The organism is Neorhizobium alkalisoli (assembly GCF_007829835.1).
Lineage (GTDB): Bacteria > Pseudomonadota > Alphaproteobacteria > Rhizobiales > Rhizobiaceae > Neorhizobium.
The window spans coordinates 67,329-91,900 of record NZ_VIWP01000002.1 but is presented as its reverse complement, the minus strand read 5'-3'; the positions used below and the strand labels follow the sequence as shown (position 1 = coordinate 91,900).

Here is a 24,572-nt window from a genome sequence, read left to right as displayed (position 1 = left end):
GAAAACATGTCGATGCAGGTCTTCAATCTCGTTTTGTTCGTCATTGAGGCGGTCATCTATTTCGCGATCATGGCCGGCTTCCTGCATTTCCGCCGGCAGCTCGGGCTTGGGGTATTTTTGGCCGCGCTCGGCGTCATGCATTTCATGGAAACCTACCTGGCGGCCGTCTTTTACGTCGAGCTGCCATTCGGTCTTGTTTCGCCCGGATCCTCGGTGTTTTTCACCGGCAAGCTGATGATGATCCTGCTCCTTTATCTCAAGGAGGATGCGGCGACCGTGCGTCAGCCGATCTACGGCCTGTTTCTCGGCAATCTCCTGACCGTCGTCATCGCGCAGATCCTGCAGGCCCATCCGGTGGTCACCCTGCCGGGCGGCCGTCCCGCCGACATGGGCTTCCTCAACGAGATGGGATGGCTGATGGTCTGGGGCACGGCGATCCTTTATGTCGATGCGATCGCCATCATCCTTCTTTACGAGCGGCTCGGGCGTATCCTGCGCGGCCATGTCGTCTGGCGCTTCTGCCTGAGCGGCCTGATCATGATGACTTTCGATCAGGCGGCCTTCTTCTCCGTCCTGCATATTCTGTTCAACGCGCCGCTCGCCGTCTTTTTCGGCGGCTGGTACGCCAAGCTTCTTGCGGTTCTGCTCTATTCAGCGCTGTTCGGCATCTACATGAAGATCGAGCAGATCCCGCGGCTGTCACGGTCCCGGCGCGAGATCAGCGACATCTTTCACGATCTCACCTTCCGCGAACGGTACCACGCGCTGCTCGCGACAAGCGGCGTCGATGGCCTGACCGGCGCCTTCGATCGCAACCGGCTCGAAGCCGATGCGCCGGGATTGTTGCGTAACTCGCTGTCTGTCAGAGATGCTGTAAGTCTGATCATCATCGATGCCGACCATTTCAAGCAGGTCAACGATCTGTTTGGTCATTTGAAGGGCGATGACGTGTTGCGGGGGCTTGCCGCGAACCTCAAGGTCAGCGCCCGGCCGGGCGATCGGCTTTTCCGTTTCGGTGGCGAGGAATTCGTCATGATCCTGCCTGTGACGGACCATGACGGAGCCTTGGCGCTGTCGGAACGCCTGAGGCTTGCGAGCCATGGCGTGCTGCGTCCGGATGGCGAGGGAATGACGGTCTCGATCGGCGTTGCGACCGCGCCGGATGACGGGACCTCGCTTGAAACTCTGCTCTCTGCTGCCGATACGCGCCTCTACCAGGCAAAAAAAGACGGCCGGGACAATGTCCACGGCCGTCATGGTCGTCTCGGTGGGGCTGCAGTCGCAGCCTCCTGAGCAGTCTTAGGCTGCGAGCGCCGTGGTGCGTTCCTGAGCGGTCGCGATTGCCTTTTCAAAGGCTTCCGGACCGAAGGCGGTGCCTTCGACATAGATGACTTCGACATCGGTCATGCCCATGAAGCCGAGAACCGTCTTCAGGTAGGGAATGGCATGGTTCATCGCCATGGCCGGGCCTTCGGAGTAAACGCCGGCAGCCGACAGAACGACATAAACCTTCTTACCGGTGGCAAGACCCTGCGGGCCTTCGGCGGTGTAGCGGAAGGTCAGGCCGGCGCGGGCAACGTTGTCGATCCAGCTCTTCAGCGTCGAATAGATGTTGAAGTTGATGAGGCCGGTGGCGAGCACGACCGTGTCGGCTGCGAGCAGCTCGGCAACGCGCTGGTCGGATTCGGCGGCAGCGGCAGCTTCTTCGGCGTTGCGGGCTTCGGCCGGCTTGCGGATGGCCGACGTGGTGACCGTGTCGAGATGTGCGATCGGGTTCTTGCCGAGATCGAGGCGGGTCACGGTTGCGCCAGCATCCTTCGCCTTCAACTTATCGACGAATTCGGTGGCGATCTTGGTGGACAGGGATTCCTCGCCGCGCGGGCTGGACGTCACCAGAAGAATGGAGGACATGGGTCAAATCCTTGATTGCTCTAAAAATATTGAGCCTTGCGGCCCGCTTGCGAGACTGGAGGGACTCGTCTGGCGTCAGAAATAAGGGTGGACCGTCATCGATAAAACGGGGATAATATCGAAGTTTTCTATCGAAGATCTGGATAGTTCAATGGACGCCAACCCGACACTCGACCAGCTGCAGGTCTTCATTGCCGTTGCCGAAAGCGGCAGCTTTTCCGCCGCCTCCCGACAACTCAACCGCGCCCAGTCCGTGGTGAGCTATACGATCGCCAATCTCGAGACGCAGCTCGACATGCCGCTGTTCGAGCGTAGCGGCGCAAGGCAGCCGCGGCTGACGGATGCGGGCAGGGCGATGCTGACCGATGCGCGCCGCATCGTCGCCGACCTGCAGGTGATGCGCTCGCGGGCAAAAAGCATCAAGCAGGGGCTTGAGGCGGAAGTCTCGCTCGCCATCAGCGTCATGGTGCCGGCCGAGGCGGTCGTGGCCGAGCTGAAGGATTTCCGCAAGCAGTTTCCGAGCGTCGCGCTCAACCTCAGTGTCGGCGAGCTCGGCATGGTGATGGACATGGTCTCTTCCGGCCGGGCCGGGATCGGCATTGGCGGCGCGCTGCTGCGGCCAGACGATTCGCTGGTGGCGGAAAGGATCGGCCATTCCTTCATGCTGCCGGTCGCTGCCCCCGAACATCCGCTCGTGCGCCTTGGCCGGCCGCTGACGGTGGCCGATGTGCGCGAGGAAACCCAGCTGGTAGTAACGGATGCTTCCGGCATTACCGCGGGCCGGGATTTCAACGTTCTGTCCTACAAGATCTGGCGGATCAGCGACATCGCGACGAAATACCAGCTGATCAAGGGTGGCCTCGGCTGGGGCGGCTTGCCGGCTTCGATGGTGCGCGGGGATCTGAGTACTGGCGATCTCGTCAAGCTCGATCTCGAAGCCTATGAACAGGGCGAATATCCGCTTTATGCGCTGCGCAAAGCTGCCAATCCGCCGGGTCCTGCGGGCCAATGGCTGATCGAAAGTTTTGGCGCCCGCCTGTCGTCCTGCCCCAACCATGCCGAATTTTCGCGGCTGGTGAAGACCGGCGAACATCTCAGCTATCCCGTCGCCGCCGAGTAGGCAGGTCGCGATGGCCGCGCGCCGATGCGATTGACGCGCTTGCGGCCTCTGTTATAGATGGCGTCACGGTCAGCAGTTCACCGAGGCGTCGCCGTCCCGAAAGGGAAGCTAAACCTGCATATTCCAGGATCATCAGCACTTATCCCGTGCCGAAATCGACAAGACGGCGACCAGCGACATTCCAGACGGACCGGCACGTGTCGAGGATAAGAGATGACCAGAACCATCTTTCCGATGGCGGTGGCCGACATGTCGGCATTCGCCAAATCTTTGCGTGAACAGATCGTCACGCTCGATCATAAACCCAGCCATGTCGAAATGCTCAACCTGTTGAGCCGGGCTGCCGGTTTCAAAAACTACCAGCATTTTCGCGCCAGCGCCAAAACCGCAGCAGTGCCGCCGGCGGAAGAAGGTCACCTGTCGGTGACCGCTTTGCATCCCGTTGAACCCGAGCCCATGCCCAATGAGGCACGGGTCGCCAAAATGCTGCGACTTTTCGATCGCGAGGGCAGGCTCATCCGCTGGCCGACCAAGCGGGCCCAGCAGGAACTTTGCCTCTGGCTGCTCTGGTCAAAGATCCCGCGGGGCGAGGAATTTTCGGAACGCGGCATCAGCGAGTTCCTGAACGGTTTCCACCTGTTCGGCGACGCCGCGCTTCTGCGCCGCGACCTGTTCGATCTCGGCCTCGTCACCCGCAAACGTGACGGCAGCGGTTATCGCCGCATCGAACGCAAGCCACCGGCGGAACTGCGGCTGCTGGCTTCAAGGATCGGAGCGGGCAGGGCGGTCGCGGCTTGAGTGGCGGGAGGCTGGGTGTCCAATAGGATAGTTCTCATTCGAGCGCATACAAGTTGAAGCATGCCGCTAGTCGATCTCCCCCCTTGTGGGGGAGATGCCCGGCAGGGCAGAGGGGGGATGCCGCGCGCCATCGTTATCTTTGACTTTGTAGAACCGTCGCCCACCCCCCTCTGTCACTTCGTGACATCTCCCCCACAAGGGGGGAGATCATAGGGGGCGTGCGGCACCGCCATCACAACCAGTCGATCTTCTTCAAAACCCACAGCGTCGCCGCCGAGATGACCACCACGACGGCGACGATGATCAGAAACGCCCAGGTATCGTTGACGCCGGGAATGCCGCCGACATTCATGCCGAACAGGCCGGCGACGACGCTGGGCGGCAGGAGAAGAGCGGCCAGCGCCGCGAGCCGGTTGGAATTGCGGGCGATCCGCTCGCCGATCACGGTGGCAAGGTCGTCATGCAAAATGCTGGTGCGGTCGCGGATCGCATCGAGATATTCGATGAAGCGCATCAGCTTATCGATCACCTCGCGGAACCTGAGTTTGTCGCGTTCCTTCAGCCAGGGCGCATCGTCATGTTCGATCCGGTTCAGCGCATCGCGCTGGGGAGCGAGGTAACGGCGCAGCTGCACGGCGCGGCGTCGTAGCAGTTTCAGCCTTTGCCGGACCTCGCTGGCCTCGCCTTTGAAAATCAGGTCGTCGAGTTCGTCGATCTCCTCGTCCATGCCGTCAAGCACGGGTTCCAGATCGCGCACCAGTTTGTCGCTGACGAGAGCCAGCAGATCGCCCGCCTTTTTCGGCCCCTTGCCGATATCGAGCGCGCGGCGGATGTCGCGGAGCGCGGTGATGAAATGGCCACTGTCGCGCAATGTCACCAGCCGGTGTTCATCCACCCAGATATGCAGGGGAACGAGGTCGAGATCGTCTTCCTCGGTCTCCTCGTCCTCCGGCGGCGCCGCACAGACGCCGCGCAGGATGATCAGGAGACCATCGCCGATCGGCTCGACACGGGGGCGGGAATCCTCTTCGAGCAGGGCTTCGGCCACGAGCGGATCGAAGCCGCCCTTGGTGTTGACCCAGTCGGCCGAGGCCGGATGATCGCGCTCGAAATGCAGCCACATGACGCCATCGCCCGGCTTCCAGCTGCAGGCCGCCGCGATATCGACCGTCCGGCATCCGCCCTGACCGTCGAGAAGAACAGCAAAACGCAGACCCGGCTCTTCGCCATAGGTTGCCGTGGGGGTTGCTGTGGTTTTCGGTTTGTCGAGCATTGCTACGCCTCCTCCCAAAGGCGTCACGCGATTTTAGCAGTAAATGCGAGGCGGGCGAAGGGGATGGGCGATGAGGGGAAATGCTTAGAGTGTCAGCGTCCCCGCAATGCAGGTCGCGACCTCGCCGCCGACCCAGACATCCTCGCCGACCTTGTCGACATGGACACGCCCGGCACGGCCGAGCACCGTGCCCTGTGCCGCCACATAACTTTCAGGCGCAACGCCGGCGCCGATCAGCCATTGCGCCAGCCCGGCATTGAGACTGCCGGTGACCGGATCCTCGTAACCGTTGCGTGTAAAGGCGCGCACTTCGAATAGAGCTTCATCGCCATCCCGTGACGGATCGAAGCGTCCGACCAGCCCGACGCGGGTGCCGGCGAGAATGGAATAATCCGGTTTTACGGCCAGAACGTTGGCGCGCGAGGGCAGGAGCACGCCGATCCAGTCCGGCCCGTTCTGGCACCAGTTGGAATCGATGATTAGCGATACCGGAATGCCGAGCGCCTTGGCGATCTTCTCGATGAGGGCGGGATCGACCGGGCCGCTACGGGTGAGGGGCGGTGCCGCAAAGGCAAGCCGGCCGCCGTCGCGGCGGATGCGCACCAGTCCGGCGCCGCATTCCTGAACGATGTCTCCATCCGGTGATGTGGCCTGTTGCGACAGCCAGACATGGGCGCTGCCGAGCGTCGGATGGCCGGCAAAGGGCAGTTCCTGGCTCGGGGTGAAGATGCGCACGCGATAGCTGGCAGTCGGGTCGGTCGGTTGCAGCAGAAACGTGGTTTCGCTGAGATTGGTCCAGTTTGCGAAAGCCTGCATCTGGGCATCGCTCAAGGCATCGGCGCCGATCACGACCGCCAGCGGATTGCCGCGCATCGGCTGGCTGGAAAAAACGTCAACCTGCTGGAAGGAGAATGTGGGCATGGGGTGTCCTGTCGGTCATGCAGTTTCGCGGTGGTTGCCGCTACGTAATCGCCTGTGGCCAAGACCCTCTCTGGCCTGCCGGCCATCTCCCCCACAAGGGGGGAGAATACGCGCGGCGCCCGCCAGCCTCAATCGAGGCTAAAGCGTCGCCGCCGGGTTAAGCCCTCCCCCTTGTGGGGAGGGTGGGGAGGGGTCTTTTTAACGAATGCCTCACAGCACCAGTCGGAACTTCGCAAAACCGTTTTCGCCGTCGCCGGCATCTTCGATCTTGGCGCCCTTGACGTCCTTGGCGAACTGGCGGGCTTTTGGGCCGGTCTCGAAGACGGCGGTCGTGTCGGCAATCGGCTTGAACGACCAGTTGGCATCGGCCGACGGGTTGATCGTGCCCTGGGAGACGATGTAGCGGACGATCACGTCACGATTGGTATCGGGCGCGACAAAAATCACCTTGTCGGCTGCGATCTCCGGGAAATTGCCGCCGCCACCGGCGCGGTAATTGTTGGAGACGACCACGAATTTCTGGGCCGGATCGATCGGCTTGCCGTCGAATTTCAGGTCGACGATACGCTCCACCTTGTCATCGGTCACCTTGCCATCCTTGTCGAAACGCGCCGGCTGCGACAGGTCGATCTGGTAGGTGACGCCGTCGATCACGTCGAAATTGTATGACGGGAAGGCATTGTTCAGGAGGGCCGCATCCTTGGAACCCGGCTTCACCTGGTTGAACATGCCAGCCGACATTTCCAGCCAGTTCTTCACCTGCGCGCCCGTGATCAGAACCGCCTGCACCGTGTTCGGATAGAGATAGAGGTCCGAAACGTTCTTGATGGCGATGTCGCCGGCCGGGACGTCGGTGTAATAGTCCGGACCATTGCGGCCGCCGGCCTTGAAGGGAGCGGCGGCAGACAGGACCGGGAGATCCTTGTACTGGCTCTCCTTCAGCATGTCCTTGATGTACCAGGTCTGCGCATTCGAGACGATCTGTACCGACGGATCGTCGGCAACCAGCGCGAAATAGGAATAGAGCGGCGCAGATGTCTTGCCCACCGGGCGGCGGACATAGGCGATGGTCGCCTCATGCTCGGCCTTGGCGGCGGCAACGATTTCCGGCTTGTCCTTGACGTCGGCAACGACCTTCTTGGCCTCGTCGCGGTGATAGATCGGCCGCGCCTCGGAGGTGAAGTCGACGATCTTCCAGCTCTTGCCGTCCTTTTCGAGCAGGAGGTCGATCAGGCCCATATGCGAACCCCAGAAGCCGGCCATGACGGCGGGCTTGCCCTGCAGCGTGCCCTTCTTGGCGTCGACGCCCTCGATGCCGACAAAGTCCTTCGGGCCGGGGAAGACGAGATGCTGGTGGCCGGTGAAGATCGCATCGATGCCCTCGACGCCGGCCAGATAGAGCGAGGCGTTTTCCATTCGCTCCTTCTGGCCGGTGCCGTCAATGCCGGAATGCGAGAGCGCGATGACGATATCGGCGCCTTCCTCCTTCATGACCGGCACCCAGGCCTTGGCCGCCTCGACGATATCGCGCGTCTGTGCCTTGCCCTCGAGGTTCTTTGAATCCCAGACCATGATCTGCGGCGGCACGAAGCCGATGAAGCCGATCTTGACCGGGCTGGTAGCACCGGCGCCGTCCTTGATCTGCTTTTCGATGATGATGTAGGGCTTGAAGAACAGCTCGTCCTTTTTCGGATCCGATGCCAGCTGGCCCTTGGTCAGGTTGGCGCAGACATAAGGATAGTTCGAGCCGTTCAGGACCTTGAACATGAAGTCGAGGCCGTAATTGAATTCGTGGTTGCCGAGCGTGCCGACCTCGTAGCCCAGCGTGTTCATCGCCGAGATGACCGGGTGCTTGTCACCATCCTTCATGCCGCGCTCATAGGCGATGTAATCGCCCATCGGGCTGCCCTGTAAAACGTCGCCATTGTCGATCAGCATCGAATTGCCGGCTTCGGCACGGATCGAATCGATGATCGAGCCGGTACGGGCAAGGCCCATCGTGTCGTTCGGCTTGTCGGCGTAATAGTCGTAAGGGAAGACGTTGACGTGGATATCGGTCGTTTCCATGATCCGCAGATGCGCCTGGTTGCCGGCCGCGCGGGCGGCGAAGGGATGCAGCGCGATCAGTGCCGAGGACGCGGCAATGCCCGACATCAGCGAACGGCGGGTCAGGATGAAGGGGGCGGTCAAGGACGACATCAACAAACTCCTCGCAATATGGCGCCGACGGTGTGGTTCGGCGAATTCCAATCGGACCCATATTGGCCCGCACGGATGGGATATCCAAGCGGATTTTAAGCGAGGTTCTGTGACACCTGATTGTCGCCCAGGTGGCGGGGCGGGACGTTATCGAAAGGGAGGGACGCGGCGGATCTTTCGCCGTCGCGCCCTCTGTCATCGGTTGCCTGTCGCGGCGGGATCAGGCGCCTTTGTGGAAGAAGCGAAAATAGGAAGAAACCTGGGCCGCCGCATTGGAATTGGGGCGGAATTCGATGCCCAGCCGGCCGCGATGCAGCCACTTCACCGTCCCTTCGAGAATGCCGAGCTCGTTGCTCTCGACTTTTACCGGGCTGCCATTGGCGGCGTTGAAAGGGCTTGCGACATCCAGCGCCAGCCCCTTTGCCGACAGGTCGACCACCCGTCCGCTGACGGACTCGTTATAGTATCGTACCGTTCCCATGATGCGCGTCTTTTCGCGCGCGGCTGCACGTGTCTTCATGCTTTTGACTGTCATCGAGATCATCCTCATGGCTCTCTGGAAGACAGCCTACACGTCACATATTGAAACGCCTTTAGGGCGATCGATAAAAATGGACTGGTCTTCGAAAGGCGCGGGCAGAGCCGGGATGATCGCTTTTGCGCGCGGGTGATCTAGGAAACCGGAAAGATCTTTGCCTTCTGCTCCCTGGCGAATTCCTGCGTGGCGCGCGAGCAATGCGCGTCGGCGAAGGCGATGGCTTCGTCGGAAAGCTGTCGTGCCCGGGCTTCGTGTCCAGCGCGAAGCTGCAGTTTCGCATGGGCCGTGAGCGCGCTGACACGCCGTCCCATGTCGCTGCCGACATCCAGCAGCGCCAAGGCACGTTCCGCATGGGCAAGCGCCCTCGGCATGTTTCCCAGCTTCTCCTCGCTATCCGACATCAGCCCCAGCAGATGGTTGAGATAGGGGCTTTCGGCGCCATATTCCCGCTCGCCGTCGGCCAGAAGCGGCTCGAACCAGTCGAGCCCCATGCGGGCCGTGCCGTTGGTTCTTTCATGGACGCCGCGGTTGAGGCGCAGCGAGAAGGCTTCGGGGAGCGGCCGTCCCAGTTCCGCATGCAACCTCAGTGCTTCCTTGAGGTGAAATGCCGTGCGCGGCCCGCCATTCCAGGCGGTGCCGACATCGCCGCAGGTGAGATGCATGAAATAAAGCCGATGATCCGAGAGCGCGCCGGTATCCGCATGGGCCGCCAGTGCCCGTTCCGCATGGTCGAGGCAGACGAGTTCATCCCGTTTCGCTTCGAGAACCGCCAGTTCGCGGAACAGACAGGCTTCCGCGGCCCGGTCCGGGATAGCCGGCACAAGCGCCAGAAGCTCGTCGCGCATTCCGGCGCCGAAAAATTCCGCATTCTCATCGTCCAGTGTCTTCAGCAGTTCGGCAAAGCGGGAAGAAAAATCAGTCATCGAAAGGTCCGTAATCTGGTTTCTCGAACACCCGGCTGAGGGCGGCTGACGGCAGGGCCAAGGGGTAGATGGCGCACCGCCCGGATCTGTCGAGTGTCTTTCTGTTCCAGCCACACATCCGGACGAGAGCGTGGCTGCGATCCCGCTCTGACCCATGTCGCTATCCGTCGGCTGATTTGCAAAACTGCCCCTTTCGCAATGTTTCCGCGACTGTCACAAATCTTTCACAAACGATTCGGAGAGCGGGGATGGGAATGGTTTCGTGCGGCATGCGGGAAGGATTTTCCCGGGCAAATTCCGGTCAGTGCCGGTGAGTACTTCCGTCGTTTTCCTGGCGCTGTTTGCCGCCGTGCTGCATGCAAGCTGGAACGCTTTTCTGCGCTCCGGTGCTGACCGTTTCTGGACGATGACCGTCATGTCGCTGGCCATGACGGTCGTGGCACTTCCGGTTGCTATCATCCTGCCGCTGCCAATCGCTGCGGCCTGGCCCTATCTGATTGGCTCCGCGTTTTTCCAGCTCTTTTACGGCCTGCTTCTCGTCGCCGCTTACCGGCATGGCGAACTCGGTCAGGTCTATCCGATCATCCGCGGCAGCGCGCCGCTTCTCGTCACGGCCGGCAGTTTTGCGCTGATCGGCGAGGCGCTGCATCCGCTCGCCATGCTCGGCGTGCTCTTCATCGTCATCGGCATCATGGTTCTGGCGCTCGGCAAGGGCAGCGCTTCCGTGCAGTCCATGCTTTACGGGCTTGCGACCGGCGTGATGATTGCCGGTTATTCGACAGTCGATGCGATCGGCATTCGCGTTTCGGGCGATCGCGCCGCCTATATAACCTGGGTTTTCGTGCTGCCGGGTTTTCTGCTGGGCGCCGCCTTCCTCCTGACGCGTGGCCGGTTGAAGATCGACCTGCGCGCGCGCGAGACGAAAAAGGCGGTCGGCGGCGGCATGGTATCGCTTCTCTCCTATGGCGTCGTGCTGGTTGCCTATTCGCTGGCGCCGGCCGGTCCCGTTTCGGCATTGCGCGAAACCAGCGTCGTATTCGCCGTCGTCATTGGCTGGCTATTCCTGGGGGAGACACTCACGGTCAAGCGCATTGCGGCCTGTATCGTCGTGGCTGCCGGGGCGATCCTGATCGGGGTCTCCTGAGGCTGCTCAAAGCCCGACATTCGGCCGGTCGATAATTTCCCGAAGCGCGAAGCTGGAATTGATCTTGACCACATGCGGCAGGGCAGAAAGCCAGTCGCGGTGGATCCGCTCATAGTCTTCCAGATCCTTGGCGGCGACGCGCAGGATATAGTCATATTCGCCGGACATCAGGTAACAGACGAGGATGTTCGGACAGCGTTTGACCGCCGTCTCGAATTCCGTCAGCGTTTTGGCGAATTGCCCCGACAGCGAGATATGGACGATCACCATCATCTTGTATTCGAGCGCCTTGTTGGACAGGCGCGCGTGATAACCACTGATCGTGCCGTTCTTTTCCAGAATGTCGAGACGCCGCGAACAGGCGGAAGGTGACAGTCCCACCCGCTCGGCAAGCTCGGCATTGGAAATCCGGCCATTGTCCTGCAGCGTGCGCATGATCGCATGATCGATGCTGTCGAGAGTGCTCATTCGAAGAATTCCCCGAAGAATTGCGAAAGCGCGAAAACTCTGCCATCGCGTCCCCGTCTTCGCAAGGACATTTCATCCGCTCTGCGGCTAGCCTGTCACCGGGAGTTTTGAACTGAGCCGCAATCGAACGGAGGAGCGTTGCATGCGCGTCGGATGCCCGAAGGAAATCAAGAATCACGAATATCGCGTCGGACTGACGCCGGCTGCGGTGCGCGAATATGTGGCGCATGGCCATGACGTGCTGGTCGAGACCGGCGCAGGGAGCGGGATCGGTGCCGATGATGGCGCCTATGCGGCGGCTGGCGCCAGGATCGCCGCCAGCGCCCGGGACGTGTTCGAAAAATCCGACATGGTCGTCAAGGTGAAGGAGCCGCAGCCCGGCGAATGGGCGCAGCTGCGCGACGGCCAGATCCTCTATACCTACCTGCATCTCGCGCCGGATCCGGAACAGACCAGGGGCCTGCTCGCCTCCGGCGTCACGGCCGTCGCCTACGAGACCGTGACCGACGATCGCGGCGGCCTGCCGCTTCTGGCGCCGATGTCGGAAGTCGCCGGACGGCTGGCGATCCAAGCCGGCGCGACGGCGCTGCAAAAGGCCAATGGCGGCCGCGGCATCCTGCTCGGCGGCGTGCCGGGCGTGCTGCCGGCCAAGGTCGTGGTGATCGGCGGCGGTGTCGTCGGCCTGCATGCGGCCCGCATGGCGGCCGGTCTCGGCGCCGATGTTTCAATTCTCGACCGTTCGCTGCCGCGCCTGCGCCAGCTCGACGACCTTTTCGCCGGCCGGGTGCATACGCGCTATTCGACGATCGACGCGCTGGAAGAGGAAATCTTTTCCGCCGATCTCGTCATCGGTGCCGTGCTGATCCCCGGTGCGGCTGCGCCAAAACTCGTCAGCCGCGAAATGCTGTCGGGCATGCGCAAGGGCGCGGTGATGGTGGATGTGGCGATCGATCAGGGCGGTTGCTTCGAGACCTCGCATGCCACCACCCATTCCGACCCGACCTATGAGGTCGACGGCATCGTCCATTATTGCGTCGCCAACATGCCGGGCGCCGTGCCCGTAACCTCGGCGCATGCGCTGAACAATGCAACGCTGCATTATGGGCTGGCGTTGGCCGATCGGGGCCTCAGGGCAATCGCCGAGGACAGGCACTTGCGCAACGGCCTCAACGTCCACAAGGGCCGCGTCACCAACCGGCCGGTGGCCGAGGCACTGGGTTACGAAGCGGTATCGCCGGAAAGCGTTCTGGCGGTCGCCTGAAGCCTTTCGATAGTCGTAAATCCTTACGAAAACGCCGGGTGGCCGAATGCCTTCCGGCGTTTTTCTGCGTTTCAGATTAATACGATATGATTTAGATATATCGAAGATCTGGACAATCGGAAGTGAATTGCTATCTTTAGATATATCGAAAGACAGTCTAAAGGAGACGAACAATGTTTGGACGCAAATTTGAAGGCCGGCATGGATGCCATGGTCGGGACGGTCGCGAAGCCCGTGGCTTCGAGGAAATCTTTGCCATGCGCGGCGGACCGTTCAGCCGCGGCCGGGGTGGTCCCGGTCATCATGGCGGCCCCGGTGGCCCGGGCGGCCGTGGTTTTGGTGATGACGGGGAGGGCCGGGTCGGCCGTTTCCTGATGCAGGGCGACCTGCGCCTCGTCGTTCTGGCACTGATCGAAAAGGAGCCGCGTCACGGCTACGAGATCATCAAGCATATCGAGGACATGACCTACGGCTTTTACGCCCCGAGCCCGGGCGTCATCTATCCGACGCTCACCTATCTCGAAGAAGCCGGCTATGTCGTGGCGGAAGCCGACGGCAACAAGAAGCGGTATGCGATCACCGAGGAAGGCAAGGCCTATCTCGATGAAAACCGCAGCTTTGCCTCGATGATCCTCGACCGCCTGTCGGAACTGGCCGAGCGTATCCGCGAAAAGCAGGAACGTGCAAAGCGCCGCGGCGGCGAAGCCGGCCCGAACCTGCCGCGCAGCGTCGATGCCGCCATGCTGAACCTGCGCGAGGTGATCGCCCGCAAGCTTGAGGCAGACGAGAAGAAGGCCGGCGAATACGTCAAACTTCTGCTCGATCTGGCCGAAGGGCTGGAGCGAACGGAGCCGAAGGATGGCGAAAGCCATAATTGAAAATGAAGGCTCATGGGTGGGGTAAGTCCCCTCCCAAACCCTCCCCACAAGGGGGAGGGCTTAACCCAGTCGATCCGCTGAATGCTTAAATGCAGGGCGAGCGAGTGCGGCAAATTTTCTCCCCCCTCGTGGGGGAGATGGCCGGCAGGCCAGAGAGGGTTTTGACGATCGGCCTCATCGCGGTCCCTATGCTTCAGGACGCTCGATCCGGCACTGGAAACAATTGTTGCGGGCTGAGCGGACATGCACATAGGCAATCTCCGGACGGGCGAAGAGTTCGCTCGCCCTTTTGTCGATCGTGCCGGTCGGCGTCACCGCACCGCTGCCGTAAACGATCCGGTCGTCGGCACCGTAACCGCGGACGATATAGTCCGGGCTGGAGAGGATCGGCGGCGTTACCTCTTCGGCCTCATAACGCGAGCACCGCGCCTTGTGCAGGAAGATCGGTCCGGTTTCCGCATAAGGCTGCAGGTCCGGAAAGGGTCTGTATGCGAGCACGAAAAACTCCTCGCCCGCCTCGATATTTTTCAGGCAATGCCGGCACGGATGGCCGGGGCCGTCGGAGACTTTTGTTTCCGGCTGGCGGCCATAGGCATCCAGTCCGCCACTCCACAGATGGACGGCGTCTGGCGCGGGCATGGCGGTAAAGCGGATGGCGGATTTTTGCGTGGACGGATCAGCGGTCATGATGGGCTCCTTCGGTTTTGCCCTGTCATGCCGCCGCAAAAGCAAAGCCGCCACCCGATACTTGCGCGGCGGGCGACATGCCGCTCGCTCAATTGGGGTCGGGGAGCGAGCCGCGGAAAATATTCTCCGGCGCAATGCTGGGGCTCGACCAGTCGGTAAACACATCGCTCAGCAGCCAGGAGGCTTCGATTGCAATTCGATCGCCGGTTCTGGCGGCCTGCCCTGCGTCGTTGAGGTTCCGCTGCAGCGTCCCGGCATGTGGCTCGCCATCGGCGGGCGACCGATAGGTGAAGGACAAAAATGTCGCGCGGGCAACATTTCTCCCGCCATTCTGTTTAAGCAGTTTGCTGCACTCGTCCGTCCATTGCCGCGGTTTTTCGAACCAGCTACGCCGGCGATGTTGCGGTATCCGCGAGCAGAGGGCTTCGATCCGTTCGACCACGACGTCCTGCGGTCGATAGAAGGCAAGTTTCAGCACCTGCCAGAACAGCAGGGTGGCTGCAATAACGAGCACGAGCATCACCAAAGCGACAAGGACCGCTTTGGGTGACGGCACATTCATCAGCCGCCCAAAACCTTGAACAGTTCCGCATCCGTCATCGGCACGACTTCCGCCTCACCGGCCGCAACCGGCGAAAAGCCCATCATCTGATAAAGCTGCAGCGCGCGCGGATGGTCGAGCGTGTTGGTCGTCACGGTGACCTTCTGCGGATTGTCTTGCCAGGCGGTGTAAAGCGCCTGCAGCAGAAACCATTTGCCGATGCCGAGCCCGAGCGCCCGTTCGAACAGGCCGAAATAGGATAGTTCGACGATCCCGTCTTCCTTCTGGGCAAGCTCGTAAAAGCCGGCCGGGGCGCCATCCACGTAAAGCACCGAGACGGAGACTTTTGGCGCATGGATGATCGCCGCCAGTTCCTCGTCATTCAGCCGCAGGCGTTCGAACCAGTTCCAGCGCTTGCCCACCTGCCGGTAGAGATAGCGGTAGAAATGCAGCGGGATTTCCGAGGTCCGCATGATCGCCGTCTGCAGGTTGACCGGAACCGGCAGGCTTGCCTTCGGCGGTGCCGTCATTTCGAGGCTGGTGACGCGGGTGGTGAGCGGGGTCGGTTTTTTCGCCATCAGGTCAGGCCGCGTTCGGCGTTGCCGGACCGGTGACGACAGGCGTATCCTGCCTTGCACCCCATTCGGTCCACGATCCGTCATAGAGCGCATTGTCCTCGTGGCCGAGCGATTCCAGCGCAAGCGTGATGATCGCGGCGGTAATGCCCGAGCCGCAACTGGTGACGATCGGACGGCCGAAATCGATGCCCGCGTCCTCGATCACTTTGCGCAGTTCGGGAAGCGAGCGAAGCTTGCCATTCACCGAGAACGTGCCGGAGGGAAGGCTGACGGCGCCCGGCATATGGCCGGAACGCATGCCGGCCCGCGGTTCGGGTTCCGCACCGGTGAAACGGCCAGCCGGCCGCGCATCGGCAATCTGGCGCGTGCTGTCGCTGACGATCGACAGCATGGTCTGGAAATCGATCACCTTGTCGAGCAGAAGGTCGGCCTTGAACACGGCAAGGGTAGGGGCGGTGACGCCGGTCTCGAGCGGGCGTCCCTCGGCCTTCCAGCCGTCAAGCCCGCCGTCCAGGATGAAGACGTTCTTGGCGCCCATGATGCGGAACAGCCACCAGCCGCGTGCAGAGGAAAAGATGCCGGGGCCGTCATAGATGACGATCCGGTCATTTTCGCTGATGCCGAGCCTGCCGACGGCTTCCGAGAAAACCTCGGGCGTCGGTACCATATGCGGCAGGCCGGTCGACTTGTCGGCCACCTTGTCATGGTCGAAGCGGACGGCGCCCGGAATATGGCCGCTCGCATATTCGGCATCGGCATCGCGGTTATGCGCCGGAAGATAGAAGGCGGCATCGACGATCTTCAGGTCCGGCTTGCCGAGTTCGCCGTGAAGCCACTCGGAAGAAACGACGAAACGGCTGGTTTCGCTCATGGTCTGTCTCCTTCGGGAGCAAGGATGTCAGGCGTCGATTGCGGCTTCGCCGAAGCGGATCCGGAAACGACGGTTCTCCTTGCCCTTCTTTTCAATCTTGGCGATGTGAATGGCGCCCACTTCCTGGGTTTCGGACACATGCGTTCCGCCGCAGGGCTGGCTGTCTATGCTGGAATTTTCGCCGATGCAGACAAGGCTGACGCGGCCGAGCCCGACCGGCGGCCGGACGTTCTTCGACTTGACGATGCCCGGATTGGCGGCCAGTTCCTCGTCGGTGATCCATTGCAGTGTGACGGGATGGTTCTGGCGCACCAGCTCCATCAGTTTTGCCGTCACCTCGTCCTTGTCGGCCGAGGCTTCTGTCATGTCGAAATCGACACGCGATTCGTCTTCGCCGACGGCCGCACCCGTGATCGGAAAGGGGCAGACGACCGAGAGAAGGTGGCAGGCAGTGTGCATGCGCATCAGCTTGTAACGCCGCGGCCAGTCGACATGCAGCACGAGCGCCTCGCCAACGAGGGGCTGGGGTTCGCCTTCGAGCGGTACATGGATGACGATATCCTTGGTCGCGCCGTGTTTGGTCTGGCCAAGCATGATCTTCGTACCGTCGGCCCGTTCCAGAAAGCCGGTGTCACCCGGCTGGCCGCCGGAGGTCGCATAAAAGCACGTGCGATCGAGTTCGATGCCGCCATCCTCGTGGATCGCAGTCACCAGCGCTTCCGCGGTCGAGAGATAAAAATCGTCGCGGTAAAGGATTTCGACGCTCATCAAGAATGCTCCCCAGCCGTCAGGCGGACTGGAAGGGAATGGCGATATCCCGCTTGGTCGTCAGCCATGCCGGCACCGGCAGACCCTTGGATTTCAGGAATTCCGGGTTGAAAAGTTTTGACTGGTAGCGGTTGCCATAATCGCAAAGCACCGTCACGATCGTATGACCGGGGCCGAGATCCTTGGCGAGGTGGATCGCGCCGGCAATGTTGATGCCGGACGAGCCGCCAAGGCAAAGGCCTTCTTCCTCGACCAGATCGAAGACGATCGGCAGGGCTTCGGCATCGGAGATGCGATAGGCGTAATCCGGCGTAAAACCTTCGAGATTGGCGGTGATGCGGCCCTGGCCGATACCCTCGGTGATCGAATTGCCTTCCGACTTGAATTCGCCATGCGCGTAATATTCATAGAGTGCCGCACCTTCCGGATCGGCGATGCCGATCTTGATGCCGGCATTCTTCGCCTTCAGCCCCATGGCCGTGCCGACCAGCGTCCCGCCCGAACCGACCGCGCAGATGAAACCATCGACCTTGCCGCCGGTCTGTTCCCAGATTTCCGGTGCGGTCGTTGCGATATGTGCCTCGCGGTTGGCGACATTGTCGAACTGGTTTGCCCAGATCGCGCCGTTCGGCTCGCTCTTGGCCAGTTCCTCGGCAATGCGGCCGGACACTTTGACGTAATTGTTCGGGTTCTTGTAGGGAACAGCCGGCACCTCGACCAGTTCTGCGCCGAGCAGTTTCAGCGCATCCTTCTTTTCCTGGCTCTGGGTTTCCGGGATGACAATCACGGTCCGGTAACCGAGCGCCTTGGCGACCATGGTCAGCCCGATGCCGGTATTGCCGGCCGTGCCTTCGACGATTACGCCGCCCGGCTTCAGCAGGCCCTTTTTCTCCGCATCGCGGATGATGAACAGCGCCGCACGATCCTTGACCGACTGGCCCGGATTCATGAATTCGGCCTTGCCCAGGATTTCGCAGCCTGTCGCCTCGGATGCCCGCTTGAGACGGATGAGAGGGGTATTGCCGATCACGTCGACGACGGAAGGATTGAAGGTCATGGGTAAGCCTTTTTGTTCTGCGAACATGTAATAAGGCTCTTTTGGGCGGGCAAGGCAAGGAGAGCAAGAAAATCCGTTGCTTCGGCAGATTTTCCGCAGCGAAAATTCGAGCGAATCTGCCCTCCGATCACATCTGCGGCAGGTTGCACTGCAGTGATGTCGACAAACTTGAAAGAGAATTGTATGATTTTTTGGTAGAGTGGGCCTGCAGTCTCAGGCTTGGTCTCGTGGTTTGCCGAGGGGGGGCGGTGAAGCAATGTTGGACGTGATATTGACGAATTTTAGCTTTTTATATTTTAACTATTCTGATGATACCGATGCTGGACCATGCTTCTAAATCTCGAACGAGTTGATTTTCTGGTTGCGCAATATGTAGCGGGCTCCCTCCCGCCGCCGGCGCATGTCTTGGTTGGGTCGCATCTTGAGATGCAGGCGCCGGCCGGACGGTTTGCTCACACCCTGCAAAGGCTTGCCGGCGACTCGCTTGAGGCGGTCGAGCCGCAGCCGCTGAAATTCCGCGATCGCACGCTTTTCGATATCCTCAAATCCACGCCGCCGCGTCTGGATGGCGGTCCTGTCGATCGAGGCATGTGGCCGGCACTGCTGAGAGCCTATGCCGGCAAGGACCTGTCCGGCATTCCCTGGAGAACCAAGCTGCCGGGACTGCGCGAGCACGTGATCGAGCGCTCCTCCGAGGTCGAGGCTTCTCTTTTATGGGCAAGGCCCGGCCGCGCGCTTCCCAATCACGGTCATCATGGGCTGGAGCTGACGCTTGTGCTGGAAGGTGAGTTTCACGATCACCGCGGCATTTTCGGTGAAGGGGATGTGTCCGTCGCCGATGAGACGCTCGACCATCGCCCGATTGCAGGCGACAAGCCCTGCGTCTGTTTCTCGGTCCTGTTTGCGCCGATCGCGCTCTCCGGGCCGATGATCCGGCTTTTTGGCGATATTATCGGCGTATAGGCTGGCTTTCCCAATCCACGACCTGGAGCCGCGCTGAGTAGCCCATCCGCAGCCGTCTTTTGTCGAAACGACAAATGGCCGGAAAACCGGCCATTGCATTCTCTCAGTTCAGGTTTTTGCCGGAGCATTGGCGTCAAAACGATCGCTGGCCGCCTCGACGGAGCTAGCCGGTCTCATTTGCTCTTCTGTCTCGATGGGCTGTTTCAGCGCCGTTGATCAGTTGACGTGCAGCTGAGCTTCGCTGACGGCTTCCTCGAAATGGCGGCGTGCATCTTCCGGCGACCGACGGCCATCCAGCGCTGCACGGCAGGCACTTCTTGCCCGCACGAAGCTCGGGCCTCGCAGATCCGGCCAGTGGTCCATCAAAAGCATGAGAGCCTCCGAAGGGCTGTTGATGACTTCCGTACCCAGATGACCAAAAGCAACGCGCACCGGTTTCTCCCAGCTTGTCTGCATCGGTTTTCCTCCCTTAATGCCAACCTCTTCCAATGCAGAGCTTAGCGGATTGTTCCGTGCAAACAAGGGAATTCTAAAGTAACGATCGCGGAAAGGCGGTGGCCGCGCCATTGTTACTGGCGCAGCTCGATCTTCAAACGGAGCAGCAGGTCTGAAGGTGCAAGCGGTTTCGCGATGCAGATATCGATCGCAGCCTTCGAGGCGACACAGCAGCTATTCCCGTCGGAAAAAACTTATTTATGTGCCGTGAAGAAGATCCAGTGCGGATGACTGTCGCCGGGACCGGTCGGACGAATGTGATATTTGAAATTCAGGAAACCGATCCGCTCCAGATCGCCCTGAATGTAGTCGACATTCTCGATCATTGTATCTGCGGCGCTATTGGTGCTTGCCGCATCGTAAAAATTATCGAAATACGACAGTTTTCCTGGCGAAACACCGAAGCCCATCTGGATCGAGATGCGTCCCAGTTTCTTGAGAGCCCGATACATGTCCGTAAGAATTGCGTAGCGGATCTCGTGGACGCAGATATGCTGCATGGTGATTGACGAGAAGATCACGTCGTAAGTGTTGTCCGGGACGTTGCCTACATCCGCGCCCTGGGTAAGATACAGGTTGGGAACTTCCATTCCTTCGAACCTGATATTGCCTTCCGCATTGTTCAGATTGGTCTGCGCAATGTCGCAGCCGTCGATTCTTTTGAAAAGATGGTTATATTTAATGATGTTGCGGCCGGGGCCGCAGCCGAAATCAAGTGCCAGCTTGTCTTTGTAGGATTCATCGATGAATCCGAACAGATATTTGTCGTAGTCACTCCAGCGATTGTGTTCGTGGTAACTGCCAACCACAATATCTCGCTTATGGTCGATATCATATTTTCCCACGGATGCGGCATGTTCATAGAACGCCCTCTGCATCTGTGAATATTTCAACACACTCTCGCTCATCGGAAACTCCAGTTGATTCTGCTGTGGAGTCTGACAACGGCGATCATAAATGCAAGCGGCAAAGCTGACGCTTGAATTGTGCTGCTCTTTTAAGGGGAATACGTTGTTTCGAAATCACGATGCGAGGCGACAAAGCCCATACCGACATGATTTTCGACTTGGCGAACGTATCTTATGTCCCGCGAGATCTTTCGCGCGGATTGCTCCGTACAAATAAGGAAATTCTAAAGTAACGGTTAAGCGGGGTGGATCGGCGACGGGTCATGGCGGAAGGCGGCGGGCCTAGACGCCATTCTCCTTCAGCATCTCCAGAAGCGCATCCCGGTCGCAGACAATCGCCTTGGCCGACCATTTGATGACGCCGCCGGCTTCGAGCGCGCGCAGCGTCACATTCAGCTTGGATCGGGTCGTCCCGAGCAGGCGAGCCAATTCGCTCTGGGAATATCCGAGTTTCAGTTCGTATGGCCCCGCCTTGGCAAAATCCTCGGCATTGATCGCGTTCAGCAGGAAACGCCCGAGACGCACCTCGATACGATGCAGGGCGACGTTTTCCAGCTTGTCGATCGTGTTCCTGATGCGGTGGCAGAGCAGGGCAATGACCGCCTTCGAGAGGCTGGGATGTCTGTTGAGAAGGTTTTCGAAGTCGGTGACCTGCATCGAGAAGGCGAGGACATCGGTCAGGGCGACCGCATCGGCCGTCCGCGGGCCGCCGTCGAGGATCGCGATCTCTCCAACCAGATCGCCGGCCCTGGCGATATGGACGTTCAGCTCCCTGCCGGCCGCGTTTGACAGGGATACCCGGATGAGGCCTTCTTCTATCAGATAGGCATGATTTCCGGCATCATCCGCCTGAAAAATTGTGTGTCCTGCCGGAAATTTTATCTGGCGGAACATGCGCGCACACTCTGCGCGCACATCGTCGGGAAGCGACCCGAACAACTCCGTGCCGCGAAGCAGGTCCTCAGGAGGGCGGGTTCGGCCGGGCTTTACCATTGCAGAAAAGATGGCGGTCCGACGACCAGAAAGGCGGCGATCAGCCAGATGAATTTGCAGACGAAATGCAAAGCCTGATCCTGCGCATAGGTTGTCCAGCCCCTGACCTTGCAGTCGTCGATGATCGCATGAAGGACCCATTCCGCAAATCCGAGGACAACGCTCTGGGTCACGAGAAAAATCAGCATCCCATGAATGCCGGCGTGGGCGATCAGATGATAGATCCGCAAAGGCCCGCTGGTCTTGGCACCGGCAAGATAACCCGACTGGAACGCGTAATCGCCCAGCCAGTGCGCGCCGCATAACAGGATGATCAGGGCGAAGAGGTCATGGACGAATTGGAGATTGAAAAGCATTCGCGGCAATTCTCATTGGCAATGATTTTTCATACACGCCGCTGAAATTCCTGTCTGTTCCCGAAGGAACACTTTTGGTCTGAAGTTGCGTTGTCAGATTCACGCAACTCACCAAACATGAGTCCAAGTGATTCTGTCGGGATGCGATTGGGTGACGGGAAGGGGAAAGGCCGCAAACAACGTCAGCAGCTATTGAAAGGTGTTTCTTCGAACGACTGATAAAGATCGCGGCTCGCACATGACGCGCGCTGTATCTTCAAAAATGTGATGTTGTTTGTTTAGCGGTATTTGACCATTTCTAGTGGAAGAAATGGCTCCCCGGGCCGGATTCGAACCGGCGACCTGTCGATTAACAGTCGAATGCTCTACCGCTGAGCTACCAGGGAACAACCGCTTGCCGCGGCGTGAGCGGGGTAATACAAATGCTTTTCCGATTTGCCAAGCGATTTTTTCAAAAAAATGACGTTCGCTTGTTTTATCCACGATTGCTTCCCATCTGGCCCTTCTGCACTGGGCTTTTTTCAGGGAGGATAATCCGGGTTGGCCGAGCATAAAAAACAGACGCATTTCGGAATCGATCAAAAGACCGGACGATTGATGATCGCCCGCTGGTCCGTGCCCATGCCGCGTTCGCGGGTCGGGCGCATCGGCATCGGCTCCGGTCTCGTTGTCGGCGGGGTTCTCGGTTTCCTGCCCGTTCTCGGCTTCTGGATGCTGCCGCTCGGCTTTCTCGTCCTGTCTCAGGATATCCCCGTCGTGCGGCGCGCCGAAAGAGGCATGCGGCTCTGGTATCTGAAGCGCAAGAGGCGCCGCAACGCCCGGCAGCCCTGATCGCGCCGATGATCGCGAGCGGGAAGCGTCAGCGGCTGGCTGAATGCGAGGGAAAGATTTTACAGGCAGCGTAGCGCTTGCCGGTTCTCCACAAGTCAGAACATGTCGCGCAAAAAAAACGCTGCTGCGGTTTTGCGAAAACCACATGCTGCAACACGGGACTAAAGCGCGGAAAGCGAATCCGAAGGATCGCAGCCGGATTTAGCGATGCTGGATCCAGTGATCATAGGCGCCGCAGGCCAGGACGACGGCGAGTATGATGAGAATGAACGGATTTATGGCGGTCAAGAATGACAGATAGTGCATGACGGTCTCCTCCTACCGTGTCTGACACGCACGAACTCTCCCAAACCCGTGCGATCGGTCGAATATAGCGCATTCGCCCGGAATGCGCCACTGCATCCGGGATAAGGCTGCGGCCAAACTTCTCCGTGGCGCGCAGGCGCGCGCTGGCGGCATACAGCGACTGGCGCATGGATTGATTGCAACAGTCGGCTTCCCTCCCACCCTGGGCTGCCTGACTGCAAGGATGGGCCTCACGTCGAAGGGGCGAGCGATCTCGACCTTCCGGCAAAGGCGATGATGGAGGTGATGGAAAGCGAGATCGGCAATCTGCCGGCAATGCGGGTCGCATGCCGTCGATGGCGAACAGCTTTAATGGCGGGTGGGGGAGGGAGCGCGCATCATCAGAAGAAGGCCATGAACAGGTGGCCGATATAGACAATGCTGATCATCGATACGATGGTGGTAAACGCCAGGACGGCGTCCGAGACGGTAAGCTTCATGGTCGATCATCGCCGTCATGGCGATCCTTCTGATAAGGACATGACGACAACATCGCCGTCGATGTTCTTTTTATAATCGAGCCATTAACAAGCTCCTCGGAAGGATCGTTAAGATTTCGTTTCGTCGAGTGCGCGACTTTTCGCCGTTCACGGGCTGGAGCCGATGGTCCGGTTCAGGCGGCGGCGCCAGCCAGCATTTTCGCCTCGATACTGGCAAGAACGAAGATTTCGCGCGCCCTGTCGAGCGGGGTCTGCTGCTTAAGGAAATCGGTGCATTCCCGAAGGGCTTCGAAATAATAATTTCCATGGCGCACCGGCCAGCGCCATTGCAGGTAATCCAGTGCCTCCTGCGGGCCGCGAACGTTTTCGGGAAATCCGTAGCCGATCTGGACAACGACCGGGCTGCTCCAATGGATAGTCTCTGCCAAAATACCGTACTCATGATTTCGAAATCGGAATGCCGGCGCTAGAAACGCCGGTTCGCGGTTTTGGTTCCGCAATCATGGAGACGGTTGGCGGAATGTCGGCCTTAAAACAGGCTGACGAATTGCGATGCGACGAAGGCGATCGCGGCAATGCATAAAACAATCAGGATCAACGTCGAAAAACTCGGCATGGCATGCTCCCCTTGGCCATGCGCTAACGCGCCGCGGGACGAACTCGATCCCGCGTTCTGGCCTCTGAATGGCGAAGGAATCGGCCTTTCGGGAGGGCCGGATTCGTTTCGTCCATCATCTGGGGTGGCGGTGGCGAATAGTTCCAGTTCCGTTAGCAGACATGGTGGACGCCCGGTTAATACGCACAGTTTGTGGTGCGAAACGGCACATGAATGCCGATATTTGCTATTGGGGAAGGGCGGAGGTCACGCAAGTCTCCGTGTGGAGACATGGCTCTTAAGCTTCGACGGCTTACGAGACGGAGCGCTGTGATTCGGCTATGGGCTGGCTGTAGAGGATTGGCGAAGTGTCCCCAAAGGGGATCCCGAATTATTCGCCGTCGAAACATTCCATGTCGTCGCCCGGAGTGACGATGCAGCCATCGGCTGCGGGTTCGGGCTCGAACTGGAAATCGCGCGCTTCGGACAGAAAATTATCGACACGCGCATAGGCGAGCAGGCGCATATCGCCGGCTTGGGCACAATTCACCGATATGTTCAGTGCGGCCATCACGAATATGGCCAGGCATGCGGTCCGACTGCTCGATGCCATCAATATACCCGCTGAAGCGACAAGGAATCACTCGGGAAGCAATACAGTCGAGCGCCGGATTTGCAACTCTGACTGCCGCACGCGGATCGCCGACGAA

General features: G+C 60.0%; 27 protein-coding genes and 1 tRNA gene. 8 read left to right on the top strand and 20 right to left on the bottom strand.

Translation table 11 applies throughout. The features are described from left to right. Positions 1-12: 12 nt before the first annotated feature. Positions 13-1,293, top strand: coding sequence for a GGDEF domain-containing protein (locus tag FHW37_RS06200; protein WP_145635900.1), 1,281 nt, complete (start codon positions 13-15; stop codon positions 1,291-1,293). Positions 1,294-1,299: 6 nt separating this feature from the next. Here the strand turns inward: FHW37_RS06200 and FHW37_RS06195 are convergent, their stop codons facing one another. Further along, positions 1,300-1,911, bottom strand: a complete 612-nt coding sequence (locus FHW37_RS06195) for an FMN-dependent NADH-azoreductase (protein ID WP_145634069.1) — start codon at positions 1,909-1,911, stop codon at positions 1,300-1,302. Between the two features lie 151 nt (positions 1,912-2,062). On the opposite strand from FHW37_RS06195, the gene FHW37_RS06190 reads away from it, so the two are divergent. Further along, positions 2,063-3,031, top strand: coding sequence for a LysR family transcriptional regulator (locus FHW37_RS06190; RefSeq protein WP_145634067.1), 969 nt, complete (start codon positions 2,063-2,065; stop codon positions 3,029-3,031). A 213-nt stretch (positions 3,032-3,244) separates the two neighbouring features. After that, positions 3,245-3,829 (top strand): DUF2087 domain-containing protein, encoded by a 585-nt coding sequence (locus tag FHW37_RS06185; RefSeq protein WP_145634065.1) that lies wholly within the window; start codon positions 3,245-3,247, stop codon positions 3,827-3,829. Positions 3,830-4,061: 232 nt separating this feature from the next. Here FHW37_RS06185 and FHW37_RS06180 read toward each other — a convergent pair whose 3' ends face one another. The 5 genes from FHW37_RS06180 to FHW37_RS06160 form a co-directional block, all read right to left on the bottom strand. After that, the gene (locus FHW37_RS06180; protein ID WP_145634062.1) at positions 4,062-5,102 is read right to left on the bottom strand and encodes a CorA family divalent cation transporter; all 1,041 of its coding nucleotides are present in this window, start codon (positions 5,100-5,102) and stop codon (positions 4,062-4,064) included. An 84-nt stretch (positions 5,103-5,186) separates the two neighbouring features. After that, on the bottom strand, positions 5,187-6,023 hold the full coding sequence (locus tag FHW37_RS06175; RefSeq protein WP_145634060.1) for a PhzF family phenazine biosynthesis protein: 837 nt from the start codon (positions 6,021-6,023) through the stop codon (positions 5,187-5,189). Positions 6,024-6,233: 210 nt separating this feature from the next. Next, on the bottom strand, positions 6,234-8,222 hold the full coding sequence (locus FHW37_RS06170; RefSeq protein ID WP_145634058.1) for a bifunctional 2',3'-cyclic-nucleotide 2'-phosphodiesterase/3'-nucleotidase: 1,989 nt from the start codon (positions 8,220-8,222) through the stop codon (positions 6,234-6,236). A gap of 220 nt (positions 8,223-8,442) precedes the next feature. Beyond that, positions 8,443-8,757 (bottom strand): PilZ domain-containing protein, encoded by a 315-nt coding sequence (locus FHW37_RS06165; protein WP_145634056.1) that lies wholly within the window; start codon positions 8,755-8,757, stop codon positions 8,443-8,445. A gap of 137 nt (positions 8,758-8,894) precedes the next feature. Next, positions 8,895-9,683 (bottom strand): hypothetical protein, encoded by a 789-nt coding sequence (locus FHW37_RS06160; protein WP_145634053.1) that lies wholly within the window; start codon positions 9,681-9,683, stop codon positions 8,895-8,897. 310 nt (positions 9,684-9,993) lie between these two features. Here FHW37_RS06160 and FHW37_RS06155 point away from each other — a divergent pair, with 310 nt between their 5' ends. After that, complete coding sequence (locus tag FHW37_RS06155) at positions 9,994-10,827, top strand: DMT family transporter (RefSeq protein ID WP_145634051.1); 834 nt, start codon at positions 9,994-9,996, stop codon at positions 10,825-10,827. Positions 10,828-10,833: 6 nt separating this feature from the next. On the opposite strand, the gene FHW37_RS06150 is transcribed toward FHW37_RS06155, so the two are convergent. Further along, on the bottom strand, positions 10,834-11,295 hold the full coding sequence (locus FHW37_RS06150) for an Lrp/AsnC family transcriptional regulator (protein ID WP_145634048.1): 462 nt from the start codon (positions 11,293-11,295) through the stop codon (positions 10,834-10,836). Positions 11,296-11,437: 142 nt separating this feature from the next. On the opposite strand from FHW37_RS06150, the gene ald reads away from it, so the two are divergent. After that, entirely contained in the window at positions 11,438-12,556 is a 1,119-nt protein-coding gene (ald, locus tag FHW37_RS06145; protein WP_145634046.1) for an alanine dehydrogenase, read from the top strand. A gap of 173 nt (positions 12,557-12,729) precedes the next feature. Beyond that, entirely contained in the window at positions 12,730-13,434 is a 705-nt protein-coding gene (locus tag FHW37_RS06140) for a PadR family transcriptional regulator (protein ID WP_145634044.1), read from the top strand. Between the two features lie 186 nt (positions 13,435-13,620). Here FHW37_RS06140 and FHW37_RS06135 read toward each other — a convergent pair whose 3' ends face one another. The 6 genes from FHW37_RS06135 to FHW37_RS06110 form a co-directional block, all read right to left on the bottom strand. Then, on the bottom strand, positions 13,621-14,121 hold the full coding sequence (locus tag FHW37_RS06135; RefSeq protein WP_145634043.1) for a DUF1203 domain-containing protein: 501 nt from the start codon (positions 14,119-14,121) through the stop codon (positions 13,621-13,623). Positions 14,122-14,209: 88 nt separating this feature from the next. Continuing rightward, complete coding sequence (locus FHW37_RS06130) at positions 14,210-14,683, bottom strand: hypothetical protein (RefSeq protein ID WP_145634041.1); 474 nt, start codon at positions 14,681-14,683, stop codon at positions 14,210-14,212. Beyond that, a complete protein-coding gene (locus FHW37_RS06125) occupies positions 14,683-15,240 on the bottom strand; it encodes a GNAT family N-acetyltransferase (RefSeq protein WP_145634039.1) in 558 nt (185 codons plus the stop codon). Before FHW37_RS06125 ends, FHW37_RS06130 begins: the two co-directional genes overlap by 1 nt. Positions 15,241-15,244: 4 nt before the next feature. Then, positions 15,245-16,111 carry a 3-mercaptopyruvate sulfurtransferase gene (gene sseA, locus FHW37_RS06120; RefSeq protein WP_145634036.1) on the bottom strand — a complete coding sequence of 289 codons (867 nt, stop codon included), beginning with the start codon at positions 16,109-16,111 and terminating at the stop codon, positions 15,245-15,247. A gap of 27 nt (positions 16,112-16,138) precedes the next feature. Beyond that, positions 16,139-16,879: an alanyl-tRNA editing protein gene (locus FHW37_RS06115; RefSeq protein WP_145634034.1), complete on the bottom strand. Its 741-nt coding sequence runs from the start codon at positions 16,877-16,879 to the stop codon at positions 16,139-16,141. A gap of 19 nt (positions 16,880-16,898) precedes the next feature. Beyond that, positions 16,899-17,936, bottom strand: a complete 1,038-nt coding sequence (locus FHW37_RS06110) for a cysteine synthase A (protein ID WP_145634032.1) — start codon at positions 17,934-17,936, stop codon at positions 16,899-16,901. Between the two features lie 405 nt (positions 17,937-18,341). On the opposite strand from FHW37_RS06110, the gene FHW37_RS06105 reads away from it, so the two are divergent. Next, on the top strand, positions 18,342-18,899 hold the full coding sequence (locus FHW37_RS06105) for a cupin domain-containing protein (protein WP_246690688.1): 558 nt from the start codon (positions 18,342-18,344) through the stop codon (positions 18,897-18,899). Between the two features lie 216 nt (positions 18,900-19,115). Here FHW37_RS06105 and FHW37_RS06100 read toward each other — a convergent pair whose 3' ends face one another. The 5 genes from FHW37_RS06100 to FHW37_RS06080 all read right to left on the bottom strand — a co-directional run bounded on the left by FHW37_RS06100 (position 19,116) and on the right by FHW37_RS06080 (position 22,037). Next, a complete protein-coding gene (locus FHW37_RS06100; RefSeq protein ID WP_145634029.1) occupies positions 19,116-19,355 on the bottom strand; it encodes a DUF982 domain-containing protein in 240 nt (79 codons plus the stop codon). A gap of 233 nt (positions 19,356-19,588) precedes the next feature. Then, entirely contained in the window at positions 19,589-20,302 is a 714-nt protein-coding gene (locus tag FHW37_RS06095) for a class I SAM-dependent methyltransferase (protein ID WP_145634027.1), read from the bottom strand. Between the two features lie 282 nt (positions 20,303-20,584). Next, the gene (locus FHW37_RS06090) at positions 20,585-21,196 is read right to left on the bottom strand and encodes a Crp/Fnr family transcriptional regulator (RefSeq protein ID WP_186458171.1); all 612 of its coding nucleotides are present in this window, start codon (positions 21,194-21,196) and stop codon (positions 20,585-20,587) included. 92 nt (positions 21,197-21,288) lie between these two features. Continuing rightward, positions 21,289-21,651: a DUF3307 domain-containing protein gene (locus tag FHW37_RS06085; protein ID WP_145634022.1), complete on the bottom strand. Its 363-nt coding sequence runs from the start codon at positions 21,649-21,651 to the stop codon at positions 21,289-21,291. 311 nt (positions 21,652-21,962) lie between these two features. Then, positions 21,963-22,037, bottom strand: a tRNA-Asn gene (locus FHW37_RS06080). A gap of 211 nt (positions 22,038-22,248) precedes the next feature. On the opposite strand from FHW37_RS06080, the gene FHW37_RS06075 reads away from it, so the two are divergent. Further along, a complete protein-coding gene (locus FHW37_RS06075) occupies positions 22,249-22,482 on the top strand; it encodes a hypothetical protein (protein WP_145634020.1) in 234 nt (77 codons plus the stop codon). Positions 22,483-23,440: 958 nt separating this feature from the next. Here the strand turns inward: FHW37_RS06075 and FHW37_RS06070 are convergent. Together FHW37_RS06070 and FHW37_RS06065 are read right to left on the bottom strand one after the other, a co-directional pair. Further along, positions 23,441-23,695 (bottom strand): DUF982 domain-containing protein, encoded by a 255-nt coding sequence (locus FHW37_RS06070; RefSeq protein ID WP_186458170.1) that lies wholly within the window; start codon positions 23,693-23,695, stop codon positions 23,441-23,443. A gap of 558 nt (positions 23,696-24,253) precedes the next feature. Continuing rightward, entirely contained in the window at positions 24,254-24,475 is a 222-nt protein-coding gene (locus tag FHW37_RS06065) for a hypothetical protein (RefSeq protein WP_145634016.1), read from the bottom strand. Between the last annotated feature and the right edge of the window lie 97 nt (positions 24,476-24,572).